Raw genomic sequence first — 15119 nt, forward strand, 5'->3', positions numbered from 1 at the left:
CGACGTCTTTCGAGTTGACAGAGCCGCCGAAAAATGGTAATCTAAGGGTAAGAAATTTAAGCAGATTGCCCGGGAAGGCCAACTATCTATTTATAGAAAGGGACGATTCAGTATGACGGAATATGAAAGATGGCTCAAGGAGCCGCTGGACGACCAGGATCTCACAGAGGAGCTGCTTGCTGTCAAGGATCAGCCGGAAGAGATCAACGACAGGTTTTACCGTGATCTCGAATTTGGCACCGGAGGCCTTCGCGGCGTGATCGGCGCGGGCACCAATCGCATGAATGTTTATACCGTGCGTAAGGCCACGCAGGGCCTTGCCAATTATCTGCTGAAGCACGCGGAAGGAAAACCCCAGTCCGTGGCGATCGCACACGACAGCCGCAATAAGGGCGTGGCGTTTGCCCGGCAGTCCGCCGCAGTTTTGGCCGCCAACGGCATCAAGGCTTACCTTTATCCCCAGCTGATGCCCACTCCCGCTCTCTCCTACGCGGTCCGGCATTTAAAATGCGATGCGGGTATCTGCGTGACCGCCAGCCATAATCCCGCCAAATATAACGGCTACAAGGCTTACGGCAGCGACGGCTGCCAGGTTACTGCGGAGATGGCGGACGGCGTGATGGCCGAAATCAATTCCCTGGATATTTTTGCAGATGTCAGGAAGCTGGACTTTCAGGAGGGAATCGACCGGGGACTGATCGAATACATTGGGGAAGAAACGGTTAGCGCATTCCTGGAGGATGTCTACAAGGAGAGCCTGACCGGCAACGCAGGAAACCTGAAACTGGTCTATACCCCCTTAAACGGCAGCGGAAAGATGTGCGTCACAAGAATCCTGGACCGCATCGGGGTCAAGGACATCACAGTAGTTCCCGAACAGAGTGAGCCGGACGGCAATTTCCCCACCTGCCCTTATCCCAATCCGGAAATCCGCGAGGCGCTGCAGAAGGGCCTGGAGCTGTGTGAGAAGGTACAGCCGGACCTGCTGCTGGCCACCGACCCGGACTGCGACCGTGTGGGGATCGCAGTCAACCAGAACGGGGAGTTCATTCTGATGACGGGCAACGAAGTGGGCATTCTGCTTCTGGACTTCATCGCCCGTGTGAAAAAGGAGCAGGGCAAGCTGCCCGCCAATCCTGTGGCTGTCACCACTATTGTCAGCACGGACATGGTTGACCCCATTGCCGCAGAATACGGCGTGGAACTGCGGCGCTGCCTGACCGGGTTCAAATACATCGGCGATATCATCGCAGAATTGGAAGCGCAGGGCTGCGAGGAGCGTTACCTCCTGGGCTTTGAGGAGAGTTATGGCTACCTCTCCGGCGGTTATGTCCGCGATAAGGACGCTGTGGACGGCAGCATGCTCATCTGCGAAATGGCATCCTATTACAAGGAAAAGGGTATGACCCTGGTGGACGCCATGAACGCCCTCTATGAGAAATACGGCTATTATAAGAACGATCTGTGCAACTTCGGCTTTGAAGGGGAAGACGGCATGAAAACCATGAATACCATCATGGACACCCTGCGGAAAAATCCGCCTGCCGAAATCGCAGGCGCCAAGGTCGTGGGACGCAGCGATTACCAGGAGTCTGTCTCTTATGGAGACAGGGAAGGGACCATCGACCTGCCGAAATCAAACGTCCTGGAATACCGGCTGGAAAATGGCTGTAAGCTCATTGTGCGGCCCTCCGGTACGGAGCCGAAAATTAAAATTTATCTCTCCGGCAAGGGTTCTACCCGTGCTGAGAGCGAAGCTGTCATTGAAAAAATGAAGGCGGCGGTGCCCGGCCTTCTGGGAATCTAAATAAGTAAAAGGTGTGCCTTTTTCAGGCACACCTTTTTCGTCTGATCAGATTTTTTAAATGGAACAGGTGTGGAAAGACAAGGGGGTTACCATCATGAAACGAATGGCTGTGATGCTTTTATCGGCAGTGCTGCTGTGTTTTTCTGCCTGCAGCACTGGGAAGAGCCTTCCTGTGCTCGTGCAGTCGCCTCTCTCCCTTTGCGGAACCCAGGATGGGGTGGAAGCTTTTCTGGCAGAAAACAGCGGTTATAAGGGCAGCGGGCGGCCGCATAGCTGCCGGAACATCACTCCGGATTTTGTGAGGGACCATTCGTCTTTTCAGGTCTTCAAATATGAGGACACCTGTGACTCCTTCCTGTTATGGCAGGATAAGCTCCTCCCCCTTGGAACAGGTTTCGGCGGCTTGGGCGTCACCAGTATGGCCTTGGCCGATTTGAATGAGGATGGAGAGTATGAACTCTATTTCACCTATTCCTTCGGTTCCGGTATTCACCGCTCTATGTTGGGTGGATTTGACCCGTCGGAGGAAAGGGTGCTTCAACCGGAGGAGGTCTGTTGGAACGATGACACCGTCCTCACTGTTGGGGAGCATGGCGAGCTGCTGATGAGCAAAGCGGAAATCACCGAATATACAGATTCCACTTCACTGACAGCGACCCCATTGGAGCCGTTGTACCGGGTGGATTGGCAGGATGGAGACGCGGCGCTGAGCCCTCTTACAGGCAGCCAGTCGGAACTGGAGGAAAATCTCCGATAAGTGGAGCATATCCGGCATGGAACTGGGCAGCTTTTTTCCAAAGAACATAAAAAAATGCAAGACAGCACATCGGGCATTTCGTATGATATTTTCAATATAAAAACGGCGTATTGGCTGTTGGGGAAGAAAGGAAAACGAATTGATGATCACAGAGGAAGTTAAAAGACAGCATGAAGCCTTTTGGCATCAGGAAGCGTACGGCAGGTGCTGCCTGTATCTTACCGCGCCGAAAGCAGAAGCTCCGCCCCGGGAAAAGCCTCGGGATTTAAAACAGATGTGGGAGGATATTCCCTGGAGAGTCCGTTGGGAACAGCAGGGCCTGGAAGACACCTTGCTGCTGGGTGACGCCATCCCCTCGGTATTTACCAATTTTGGTCCGGGCTGTCTTGCCGCCTGCGTCGGTGGTACCCACAAGTGGTCGGAATTTACCGTGTGGTTTGAAAACGAACCGTTTTTTATTCAGGATTGGGAAAATCCGCCGGAGCCCGTACTGAATCAGCAGTCTGCTATGTACCGCTTAGTGGAGGAGTATTCCAACGCCCTTCTGCAGGCGGGAAAGGGAAAGTTTTATACCTCCATCACAGATATCGGCGGGACCTATGACGTGGTTGCCGCTCTGCGGGGGACTCAGAATCTTTTGATCGACCTGTATGAATATCCGGAGGAGATCAAAGCGTTTGTAGAGAAACTGCTGCCCCTTTGGAAAACGTTTTTCCTGCATCAATCCCAAAGACTGTTTCAGGAACAGGGGGCAATGACCTCCTGGATGCCCATTTATTCGGAGAAGCCTTATTATCCGCTGCAGTGCGACTTTTCGGCCATGATCTCCCCTGACATGTTTGAGGAATTCGTGCTGCCGGAACTGCGTTATCATCTTTCCTATCTGGAACGCTCCATCTATCATTGGGACGGTCCGGGGGAACTGGTGCATCTGGATCATCTGCTTTCTCTGGAAACACTGGACGCCATTCAGTGGGTTCCCGGAGACGGAGCCCCCAATACTACGGATCCCTGCTGGTACGAGTATTTTGAAAAGATTCAGCGGGCTGGGAAAAGCCTGATCCTGCTGGAATCCGATCCCAATGGCGTGGAAAATCTGCTGAAACATATCTCTACAAAAGGTCTGTTCCTCCGCTGTGATACCAAGGATGAAAAACAGGCCAAGGAAATTCTGCAGATCGCGGATTCCATCGGCGTTAAATGACAGATAAAATTTAGCAAAACATATGGAACAGAGGAGAGAGCGCAGCCGAGTAGGCGCGTTCTCTCCTGTTTTTATGGAAAAGCACCTTCTCTGGAACAAAGGAAGGAAGCGAAGAAGGAGATAGCGCGCAGGAGAATATAGATAACTTCAACTCGCGTGGAAAAGAAGCCAAGCGAGAATCTAAAATTTAAGAGGGTTGAAATTATGAAGAAAAGCAAGTTTCTGAAGAAATCACTTGCGACGCTCCTTGCACTCATGCTCGTCGTCGCAATGATTCCGATGAGCGCTTCTGCTGTTGCTGCTGGCGATGGGGTCATCAGTATCGAGGCGGAAACCGGAACTTTGACAGGGTCCGGAACCACCTTTACAGATACGGTGCCGTGGGCTGCAGCTGACCAGAAGGAAGCCAAGCTCACAATAGTGCCGGATGCCTCAAAGGGCTTTGATCAGATTGTGTGGAACACAACGGCTGATCCTGACACTATCACGACGGAGGACGCTACAAACGATGTCGTAGAGCTTAAAAATTTGACGGAAGACATTGAGTTCTATGCTACAAAAAAAGCTGATGCTACCGTCAAAAGTCCTGTTTATGAAGTAAAGGTCGTCCTGACGCCCGCCAGCAACGACACCTCCATTAAAGAGGTGAAGATCGGTGAAGTGAAGGGTGTTGTGGACAATACAAAAAAAACCATTACCTTTGATTCACTTCCCTGGAACGTGACTGGAACTCCAACTGTCACTGTTACAATGAACAACCCCGGCACTATTGATGCTGCTGTTTCTCTGACAATGACAGATGGAGAGGGATCCGGCACCGTAAAGGTTACCGCGCAGACAGGCTCCACCGATACTTACACCGTTAAGGCCAAGCATTCCGAGGGCCTGACCGCCCTGGCCATCGGCGGCGTGGCTGCTGTTAAGGGAGAAGACGGCAAGTATACGGTTTCTTTGCCAGTCGGTACGGATACTGCAGAGCCTCTGGCCGTTGAGTTTTCCTGCGGCACAAAGCTTACTAAAGCAGTTCTTAACAGCGTAGAAGTCGAAAGCGGAAAGTCTTATGACCTTTCAGCGATGATCGACCAAGAGAAAGATTTTGTCCTGACCGATGAATCAACAGGCACAAAAACTTACAAAGTAAAAGTCGAAGTTACAAAGAGCGACGACACCACGATTTCCGCATTTACGGCAACTGCAAACGGCTTTACCGAGAGCGGTGTCATTGACGGAAAAAACCTGACGGTAGAACTTCCCTATGGCAAAAATATTGCCGATTCTGTTGCGCTTGCTTTTACCGTGCCGACAGGCGCTGTGGCTTCTGTTATCGGTGAATCAAACCTTAACACTGTAAATCTTACAAAACCCGTTACGGTGAAGGTTGTGGCTGCGGACGGTAAGACCATTGCTTACTACACGCTGACCGCGACCGTAGCGAAGGATCCCAACAAAGATCCCAAAATCAACTCCGCAAAAGTGACCGTCAATGAAGTGGAGTATACGGCCGTACCGAATGACAAGAACGAGATCATCTTTACTGTGCCCTATTCCACGAAGGACGCGGACGTTACCGGCATAGCAAAGTATGTCTTCTCCAAGACCGCCCGCACCAAGCTGGACGCTAGCGCTCTTGACAGTATCACAGTCCCCACTTCCAAGGAGATCACTGTCGAATCAGAAGCCGGCGATAAAGTTACCTATACGGTTTCCTTCGTAAAGGCGAAAGCTGAGACAGGAAAAGAGCTGAGTAAGTTCACCTTTACTTCCGCTGCAAAGGAAGAGGACGTCACTTCCAGCAATACCTATCCTGTTGCGCTGGATGCCACAAAGAAGACCGCCACTGTTACGTTACCTTATTCCTATAAGACTGCCGATGGCTCAATTTCCCTCGTTCCCCAGTTTACCCTTTCCAAGGGTGCTAAGCTGTATCAGAACGATACAACAAATGTTGGCACAGCTCTTGTAAGCGGATTTGACAGTGCTACACCCATCACACTTGCTGTGCTGAAAGGTAGTGTAAAGCTGATTGTCGCGGATGAGACCGCCGCATTTGCCATTGATAATGCAGCGTCCACTGCAATTACAGGCCTTGATGAAAACAATACCGTGGTTTACGACGTGAAGGTCGACTATGCTGCGCCCGCCGAAGGCCACACACTCAACAGCTTCTCTGTGAAAAATGGTATCACCAGCAAGATCAGCGGTAATGCCATTACCATAACCATTCCGTATACAGAATCAATTGCTCCTCAGATTGGTCATGCATTTTATGCAGACTACAGTGTTTCTGATCGTGCCGTTGTAACCGCTGAGGGTAAAAAGCTTCCCGCCACATACGATAATACGCCCAATGAAGGCCGTCTATGGTACTGGAATTCAACTACCAGCGGAGCAAGTGATTTAAGGCTTGAAGTTAGTGATAGTGCTGGTGCATGGACCGAAGTAGAGTCCATTGTCGTAACAAACGAAGCTGGAACAGCATCCACCAACTACAAAGTGACTGTTGAGGTCGCCCCGGCGGAAACCGGCGCTGCTATTACAGCTGCAAAGGTGGGGGTTGTTAACGGCACCATCAGCGGCAAGAACATCAGCGCGACGTTGCCCTTCGGCACAGACCTCACTGAGGTTGCACTGAACATCACGGCGTCCAAGATGGCCAAGGTAGAAATCGGTGCTGACGTATATGATCCCGCTGATACCGAAGCTGTTTATGACCTGACCGACCCTGTGACCATCACAGTCACCTCGGAGGATAAAAACACCGTCAACGTCTACACGCTGACCGCCAAGGTTGCTGCACAGTTCAGCGACGTGAAGGAAGGCGCCTGGTACTATGACTATGTGACCGAGGCCGCAGCAGCCGGAATCATCAACGGCAAGGGCAACGGGATCTTTGATCCGGAAGGCAACATCACCCGCGGTGACTTCGCACTGATGACCGTACGGATGCTGGGCGTCGATGTAAGCGGCTATACCACCGCTCCGTTCTCCGATGTGAAGGCCAGCGATTATTACATGAAGGCTATTGCCTACTGTGCTGAGAAGGGAATCATCGGCGGCACGGGAGACGGCAAATTTGAGCCTGAAAAGAACATCCTCCGCGAGGAGGCCGCTAAGATCATCGCCATTGCCCTGAACCTCGATGGCACCACAACCGAGAAGTTCAAGGACGACGCGAAGATCAGCAACTGGGCGAAGGGATATGTAGATGCCTGCAAGGCTGCCGGAATCTTTGGCGGCGACGAGAAGGGCAACTTCAACCCGAAGAGCCCCATCACCAGAGCCGAGACCGCTAAGATCATGGTCGTGGCAATGGGCAAATAAGGTTTCAACTCACCTAAATTTTATGATTACCCCATGGGCGGGAGGGACGGAGCAATCCGTCCCTTTCGTCTTTGGGGTAATTTTATATTATTTAAGAGGAATGAAATACCTTGTTCTATGCCCTTTTCCGTTTATTCGGGCAGCCCTTCCATAGAATAAGATGTAGTTTTCTAGCAGTCTCATTGCGCATTGTTTCCCATCCCGGTTCTCACAGCAACCGTGAAACCTGCACTCAACCGAAGTTTTTCCATAACGGAAAGCAAAATAGAACAAGGGGGCGGATTTCTCCGCCCCCTCGCTCTATGGGGTAATCATAAAATTTAGGTGAGTTGAAACCTTATTTATTCATGGAGATAACCATGACTTTCGCTGTCTCAGCTCTCGTAATCGGATTGCCGGGCAGGAAGTTCCCGTTGTCTCCACCGAAGATACCAGCTTCTTTGCAGGCGTAGACATATCCCTTCGCCCAGTTCTGGATCTTCGCATCGTCCTTGAAGGTCTCGGTCGGATTCTTTACTTCGCTCAGACCAAGCGCAACACAGACGATCTTAGCAGCTTCTTCTCTGCTGATGTTGGCGTCAGGACGGAAGGTTCCATCCTCATAGCCGCCGATGATCTTCTTGTCATAGCAGTAGGCGATCGCACCCAGCGCATAATCGTTATCGTTCACATCCTTAAACGGGGATGTGGTATAGCTGGAGGTATCGGCATTCAGCATACGGGCTGTCATCAGAGCAAAGTCACGACGGGTTACATTTCCTTCTGGATCAAAGATCCCGTTGCCCTTGCCGTTGACAATTCCTGCTGCTGCTGCCTGCATCACGTAGTCGTAATACCAGGCGCCTTCCTTCACGTCTGTGAACTGGGCGGAAACAGTAGCCTTCAATGTATATACATTGGTGGTCTTGGTATCTTCGGAAGTAACCTTGATGGTCAGGTTGTTATTCAGGTCGTAGTTCGCATCGGCATCATACTCATCGGTGCCAACGATAACAGTCGCCATCTTGGATGCGGTGATGTCCAGCTTTAAGGGGTTGAGCTTAGTCCCATAAGGCAGGGTCACATTGATGGTCTTGCCGCTGATTGTGGCATTATATTTGCCCACTTTCAGCGCAGTGATGGAAGCGCCAGCTTCGGGATCGGCGACAACCAGTTTCACCGTGTAAGGGGTGGAAGCCTTGCCGTCTTCCGCGTATACTGTGATCTTGCCTTCCTTATCAGCGCCGCTAGTAATTGCAACATCACCGGTTGCAACAGCCAGCTGACCATCCTTGGCAGTAAACTTGGTAGCGTCTGTGGTCTCTTCGCTGCCCATATCGGACTTCAGCTCAGTTGTCTTCGCAGTCCCAACATAAACCTCCGCCATTTTGGACTTGGAGAAGTTGAGGGTAAAGGTCTGTATAGCGTCCGCTTTTGCATAGCTGTTAGGAACAGTCACGGTAATGGTCTTGCCGGAAATAGAAGCTGTGACGTTCTTATCCACATCAGACTTAATGCCTGTGATGGCAGCGCCAGATTCAGGCTTTGCATTCACGCCGTACAGATAATACTGAGTGGCAACAGCCTGAAGAGCTGATTCATCTGCAAAGGTTGCACCCACTGCGTTCTTTTCGCTGACCACATAGATGCTCAGTGCGTTGGTTGTCGTCAGCTTATTCGTGGTGGAATTGAAGGCGTCTGTGGGAACCGCGATCGGTGTCGCTGCCTGGTCACCAGCCGCATCCATATCCAGCTTTACGATCTTTGTCGGAGTTGCGAGATATGCAACCGCTCCGTCGCTCAAGGTCAGGTTGGAGAAATAGGTTGCGGTGTCGTTCGCAAAGGTATAGGGCACATCGACCTTCAGGGTCTTAACGGTTTTGTCAGCAGTATCTTTGGCGGTGCCAACGGTTACCTTATAGGTGTTGTCGGCGGTAATGGAGCTGACCTTTTTGGTGCCTACCAGAGTGGCAGAAGAAACGGTCTTTCCGGTCTTTGCTGTTTCAGCTTTCAGGACTACGGTATAGGTAACCACCGTGCCATCCTGAGCTGTTACCTTGTATTCTGCGGCTGTACCGAACGCCGGCTTCGAAGACAAATCGGAATATTTTGTGGAACCATTTGTGATCGTTTCACTCAAGGAAGCGCCTGTGCTCACAGTGGCATAAACCAGGAAATTGTCGAGAACAGCTGTATCTGTCAGCGCATAGGGAAGGGTGATGACGCCCTTGGTCCCGGTCCAATCAGCGCTGTAGGATACGTTTTCGCCGTTGAGCTTGCCCTTCAGGGCGAAGTCCTTCAGCTGTGCCTCGTCGGCAGCTGCGGCGGTCAGGTTAATGGTATAATCTGTGGTAGTCTTTTCGTCCTCAGACACAACGCGAATCACGAAGGTCTTGCCGACGACAGATACATTTTTCAGTACTCCGTCCGCAACGTTAATGCCCTGTGCAGGAATAGTTACAGTCGCATTCTTAGAAGCCTCGAACGTAACAGTTTCCTTGCCATCGAACTTGTATCCCTTGGGCATTTCGACGGTAACAGTCGTTCCAGTAACTTCTACGGTGTTGCTTTTACCGACCTGGATGCTCTTCAGGGCGGCTTCCGTATTAGCGCTCTCTTCCGTCAGAGTAACTTTCACTGTAACTCCTGTTGTCTTATTTGTCTTGGTAAAGACCTTGAAATCGACAGCTTCGTCCTTTTTAAAGGAAAGCGCAGTCACGCCGCTCTTCACTTCGATCTCTTCCGTGTTTACTACGGTAGTAACCTTGGTAACAGTTTCACCCACAGTAAAGGTGGGGATGATCTTCTGAGGCCAATCTGTTCCAAAGGGCATCTTAATTGCAACAGTGTTTGTTGCCTCGGCTTCGGAAATTGTGGTATCCCCTACCTGATTCGGGACAGTAAAGGAAGCAAAACCGGTTTCGTTCTTCAGTTCTACGTCGTACTTCTTGACAGAGCCGTCCTGCGCTGTGACTGTCAGAACATTGGCAGCGAAGTCAACAGACGCATCGTCAGAGGTGGGAATGAACTTTTCCTTTGTGGTAGTTCCCAGATCGGTGGGAAACGTTTCGCCGAAAGGCATGTAAACGGTAATCTTCGTATCGGAGATATCGTAGGAAGCCATGCCGTCGATGCTGACGCTCTTGATGGTGGCGTCACTGCTCTGAGCTGCGGTTTCCACCGTAATGTTCAAGGTGTAATCCTTGTCTGTGGTAGCGTCGTCGCCATCCTGTGTCACTTTAGCACGCAGGCCCAGCGTATAGACGTCGCCGTTTTTCTTGGCTTTTTCGGTCAGCTTAATGCTGTCTGCCAATGCGACCTCATTCTGATCCTTGTCCACGGCAACCAGCGTTACGCCATCCTGGGGTACTGTTGTCACGGTAACTTCAGTGCTCTTGGCAGTTACCGTATACACGGTGCCGCTGAGTGTCGCCAGCTGATTGTCTACATATACTGTAGGATCATCCGCCGCCGCAGCACCGACAGGAATCATTGCGACGACGAGCATGAGTGCAAGGAGCGTCGCAAGTGATTTCTTCAGAAACTTGCTTTTCTTCATAATTTCAACCCTCTTAAATTTTAGATTCTCGCTTGGCTTCTTTTCCACGCGAGTTGAAGTTATCTATATTCTCCTGCGCGCTATCTCCTTCTTCGCTTCCTTCCTTTGTTCCAGAGAAACAATGCCGAATTTACCTTTCTTTTTCCTATTCACGTGTTGTGCTCTGTCCGCATAACATAGTACGTAAGCAAAACCAGGAGAAAGGGGACAAGGCATGCCACACGAAGAATTGGAGCCGATGAGTGATAACCTGTGGGAACAACTGTCCCTGTTGGAAAACTCCCAGGGACTGATCCGAACCATTTTTCTGGGGATTGCCCTGCAGTACAAGGCTCTGGACCAGCAGAAATGCCTGCTCTTAGAGAATTTCAGAAATCCGGAAAACAAGAGGCAGGATACGTGTCCGGATCCAAAATCCATGCAGATTGCCGCTTCCCTCATCGTGCTCTCAGCGCTGTTTGGCTTTCAAAAGCAGGCGGAAACCATCGCCTGTCAAACGGCGCAGGAAGGAGTTTGTCCGGATTGGATGGAACCAAAGCTCAATGCCACGGTTATTTTGGTGGCGATTCTGCGGCTTTGCCGTCTGGCCGCCCCGGCGCTGGACGCTTCGGCCGGCAGATCGCTCCCCGAAACTGCAGAGACCCAGGAAGTAAGGCAGGCGGAAGAGCTGGAGGAACTGGATCTATTAGCAGAACCGGCAATCTGATGCTGTACCTTCGATCCGGCGATGGTCTGGAACCTCATCTTGTTTCCATTTCCCAGCGGTTGCTCACAACGTTGGGCTTACCGCACAGACGGTATAGAAAAACGGGTCCTTCCTGCGAGCTTGCAGGAAAGACCCGTTTTTTTTTGGGGGATGTGGAGCCTTTTATCTCGTTCGTCTCCCCATATTTTCCCCATTAAATCCCGGCAGCAGATTATAATTGGCCCGTGGCCGGTCTCCAGGCATATAAAAGTAGACAAATTTAACGGAAAAGACATCGCAGACAATAAAGTTGTTCGCCGCTTCATCGTATAGGGTGACATAGCTTCTTCCTACATGGTAAAGCATACCCTGCTTTCTTACGATCTGCTCTGTTCCGATCAAAAACTCTATGACTACAAATTGACCGATGTTTTCTGCCAGAATGTACTGCATAGAGCCAATCATTTCCTCGGTGTCGAAGCTCCTTTGCGGAGGTGAATTAAAATTATCCAACACACAGCTTCCATCAGGGGCCTCCTGAAAATCACTGCGGCCGCGCAGACGCTTCATACAGGGAGTAAAATCCTCGGGCCTGCTTTTTCTATACTCTTCCATAGATGATGACCTCCATTGTCAATTTAGGTTCCCGCATAGGCGGCGGTGGGATTATAAAAGCAATGGTCCCCAATACGAATGACAAATTCTCCCACATTAGAGGGAAAGTTATTCCGGCACGTAGGCCTGAACGGATTGAAATACCACAGGGAATACCCCAAATTGGTAAGTCGGTTGCCCGCGATGGCCCAATTGGCAATATCGTACTGTACCTGTGTAGGACGCATGTTATAGATATTCTGGGGATTATAAACGCCCCCCACCGTCTCCATGACGCAGGTAAACTGACGCGGCTGATATACCACCTCCCGGATGGTCTGAAGCCTGCCGTATTCGCCGTAATCCACTTGTACACGGTTCATAACAACACAGGCAACCGCCTTCATACCTGTATCCCCTTCTCCGCCCGCCTCGCATTCCAATATTCTGGCCAGGATTTCCAGGTCGGAAAACGCCATTGATTCCCCTCCCCTCCATTCTTTCCTCTTCATCATGCCTATGCTCACCGCCCCCCTTTTATGCAAAGAAGAAGACCCTGGAAAATCCGGGGTCTTCTTCAGAACTTATGCAAAACGGGTCTTAACCCGTTCGAAAAGATGAGGTGTGATGTCGGGGTAGGTCAGATTCTCCGGCAGTCCGTCGAAGGTGCTGGTTCTTGCCATCTCACTTTCCGGTATTGGGCCTAGGGAGCCGATCTCCGCATAGAATACCGCACCGTTGGCGCCGCTCTCTGAATCGCCGGCCCAATAACCGCAGACCGGCTCCAGAGAAAACAGTTCTGCACCGGATTCCTCCCAAAGCTCCCTGCGCGCCGCCTCCTCCGGAGTCTCGCCGGGTTCGATGTGGCCGCCCTGCGTTTCCCAGGTGTTTCTGTCCCTGTGCTGGCTCAGCAGCAGCTTCCCCTGGTAACGGGAGAGCACCACTACATATTTGTAATCGCTTGTCTCCTCCATCTCAAATACTCTGCAATCCATTCCTATGTCCCCTTCCCATGGCAAGCCGCCGGATATTACAAAGCCCTGTTCTCACTTCACCCGGAAACCGGCGGAGAGAGGACGTTTCCCGAGAAGCAGAACACTTCTCTCGTCTGGCTGCGATCCGCCCACAAACAGGGTAAATGCGCCGGGCTCCACATAACGTTCTCCCTGCTCATCCACGATGCGCATGCTTTCCGCCTTGATTTCCAGTTGGATTCTGCGGGATTCCCCTGCTTTCAGATGGAAACGTTGAAATCCACAAAGGCTCCACTTCGGCGTGGAAACGCTTGCCTCCTCATCCCGGAGATAGCATTCCAGGACCTCGTCGCCGTCCCGGGCGCCCGTATTGGTGACGGTAACCTCCGCAAAGAGGGATTCCCCAGCGGAAAGCTCTTCTTTATTCAGCTTCAGATCGGAATATGCAAAGCTGGTATAGGAAAGGCCGTAGCCGAAGGGATACAGAGCTTCGCCCTGGAAATAGCGGTAGGTGCGGTTTTCCATGGAATAATCCAGAAAATCAGGCAGGTCTGCGGTATCCCGGTAGAAGGTGACGGGCAGTCTGCCCGCCGGGCTGTACGCGCCAAACAGCAGCTCCGCCAGGGCCAGCCCACCCTGCGAACCCGGATACCATGCGTCAATGATGGCGTCCACATGGTCCTGTGCCCAGCAGAGTTCTACCGCGCTGCCTGCGCAGAGCACGGCCACAGTGGGGGTACCGGTGGCCTGCACCGCCTGCAGAAGCTGAAGCTGACGCCCGGGAAGGCCGATATTTTCCCGGTCTCCCGACCCGTAGGCATTGCCCTGGTCGAATTCCTCGCCTTCCATGGTTTCATCCAGTCCCAGCACAACCACAGCCACATCGCTCTCTTTTGCGGCAGTCACCGCTTCGGAAATGCGGTCGTCCGGGAAGGCAAGGCCCTCCGTGCGGTCCTTAAATTTATGGCAGCCCTCGGAATAGTAGATGCGGACAGAATCCCCCACAACCCTGCGGATTCCGTCCAGAGGGGTGATGTATTCAGACGCCGTGCCGTGATAGTTGCCCGGAAGCATAGACCGGTCGTCTGCATTGGGGCCGATAACCGCGATACTCCTAAGTTTTTCCGCGGAAAGGGGCAGAATCCCGTCGTTTTTCAGCAGTGTCATGGATTTTCTGGCTGTTTCCCGGTTGATTTGCCGGTGTTCCTCACAATCGTTGGCACTGTAAGGGATGGAGTCAAAGGATTCCACCTGGTCAAACATGCCCAGCCTCATGCGCGTGGTCATCAGGCGGATGACGGCGCGGTCGATCAGTTCCTCGGAAACCTTGCCCTGTTCCACTGCTGCCAGCGCCTGCATATATACCACGCCGCAGTTGACGTCGCAGCCCCGTTCCAATGCCAGAGCAGCAGATTCCTCCGCCGTCTTAGTCACCTTATGATGCTCGTGAAAATCCAGCAGAGCCCAGCAGTCGGAGACATAGTGGCCCTGAAATCCCCATTTCCCACGAAGGATATCCTCCATCAGCAGCTTACTGGCACAGCAGGGTTCGCCGTTGGTGCGGTTGTAAGCACCCATCACTGCCTCTACTTTAGCTTCGGTGACGCAGGCTTCAAAGGCTGGCAGATAGGTTTCCCACAGGTCCTTTGGACTCACCTCGGCGTTGAATTCATGGCGCAGCCGCTCCGGACCGCTGTGCACCGCGAAATGCTTGGCACAGGCAGCTGCTTTCAGGTACTTGGGATCATCTCCCTGAATGCCCTCGATAAATTCCACGCCCAGCCTGCCGGTGAGATAGGGATCCTCTCCATAGGTTTCCTGGCCGCGCCCCCAACGGGGATCCCGGAAGATATTGACGTTGGGACTCCAAAAAGTGAGCCCCTTATAGATATCCCGATCTTCCTCCGAAGTATAGGCGTTGTATTTTGCGCGTCCCTCTGTAGAGATCACTTCTCCTACTTTATGCATCTGCTCCCGGTCAAACATGGCGGCCAAACCGATGGCCTGGGGGAAGACCGTAGCGGTGCCGGCGCGGGCCACCCCGTGAAGCGCCTCGTTCCACCAGTTGTAGGCGGGAATCCCCAAGCGCTCTACAGCTGCGCTGTGGTAGGTCAGCTGGCTGGCCTTTTCATCCAGTGTCATCCGGGAAACCAGATCCTTTGCCCTCTCCTCAAAAGAGAGAGTTTTGTCTAAATATTGTTCCATTTTTATTCGCTCCTTCCCCAGGAATGCAGCCATT

The 15119-nt window shown here is 52.0% G+C and carries 10 protein-coding genes; 5 read left to right on the forward strand and 5 right to left on the reverse strand.

The genetic code is table 11. The features are described 5' to 3' along the window. Positions 1–112: 112 nt before the first annotated feature. From BN3911_RS02820 to BN3911_RS02835, 4 genes are all read left to right on the forward strand, one after another. On the forward strand, positions 113–1807 hold the full coding sequence (locus BN3911_RS02820; RefSeq protein WP_066861144.1) for a phospho-sugar mutase: 1695 nt from the start codon (positions 113–115) through the stop codon (positions 1805–1807). Between the two features lie 94 nt (positions 1808–1901). Continuing rightward, entirely contained in the window at positions 1902–2564 is a 663-nt protein-coding gene (locus tag BN3911_RS02825; protein WP_147578500.1) for a hypothetical protein, read from the forward strand. A gap of 142 nt (positions 2565–2706) precedes the next feature. After that, complete coding sequence (locus BN3911_RS02830) at positions 2707–3768, forward strand: uroporphyrinogen decarboxylase/cobalamine-independent methonine synthase family protein (RefSeq protein WP_066861150.1); 1062 nt, start codon at positions 2707–2709, stop codon at positions 3766–3768. Positions 3769–3972: 204 nt separating this feature from the next. Then, positions 3973–7089, forward strand: a complete 3117-nt coding sequence (locus BN3911_RS02835) for an S-layer homology domain-containing protein (protein WP_066861153.1) — start codon at positions 3973–3975, stop codon at positions 7087–7089. 337 nt (positions 7090–7426) lie between these two features. Here the strand turns inward: BN3911_RS02835 and BN3911_RS02840 are convergent, their stop codons facing one another. Further along, entirely contained in the window at positions 7427–10627 is a 3201-nt protein-coding gene (locus BN3911_RS02840) for an S-layer homology domain-containing protein (RefSeq protein WP_066861156.1), read from the reverse strand. 214 nt (positions 10628–10841) lie between these two features. On the opposite strand from BN3911_RS02840, the gene BN3911_RS02845 reads away from it, so the two are divergent. After that, positions 10842–11333: a hypothetical protein gene (locus BN3911_RS02845; protein WP_066861159.1), complete on the forward strand. Its 492-nt coding sequence runs from the start codon at positions 10842–10844 to the stop codon at positions 11331–11333. 162 nt (positions 11334–11495) lie between these two features. On the opposite strand, the gene BN3911_RS02850 is transcribed toward BN3911_RS02845, so the two are convergent. The 4 genes from BN3911_RS02850 to BN3911_RS02865 all read right to left on the reverse strand — a co-directional run bounded on the left by BN3911_RS02850 (position 11496) and on the right by BN3911_RS02865 (position 15085). Then, complete coding sequence (locus BN3911_RS02850) at positions 11496–11927, reverse strand: hypothetical protein (RefSeq protein ID WP_066861162.1); 432 nt, start codon at positions 11925–11927, stop codon at positions 11496–11498. Positions 11928–11950: 23 nt separating this feature from the next. Next, positions 11951–12385 (reverse strand): cell wall hydrolase, encoded by a 435-nt coding sequence (locus BN3911_RS02855; protein WP_066861165.1) that lies wholly within the window; start codon positions 12383–12385, stop codon positions 11951–11953. Between the two features lie 105 nt (positions 12386–12490). Continuing rightward, positions 12491–12901, reverse strand: a complete 411-nt coding sequence (locus tag BN3911_RS02860; RefSeq protein ID WP_066861168.1) for an NUDIX hydrolase — start codon at positions 12899–12901, stop codon at positions 12491–12493. 51 nt (positions 12902–12952) lie between these two features. After that, entirely contained in the window at positions 12953–15085 is a 2133-nt protein-coding gene (locus tag BN3911_RS02865; RefSeq protein ID WP_066861171.1) for a glycoside hydrolase family 3 C-terminal domain-containing protein, read from the reverse strand. Between the last annotated feature and the right edge of the window lie 34 nt (positions 15086–15119).

Origin of the sequence: Neglectibacter timonensis (genome assembly GCF_900048895.1) — a bacterium.
Classification (GTDB): domain Bacteria; phylum Bacillota; class Clostridia; order Oscillospirales; family Acutalibacteraceae; genus Acutalibacter; species Acutalibacter timonensis.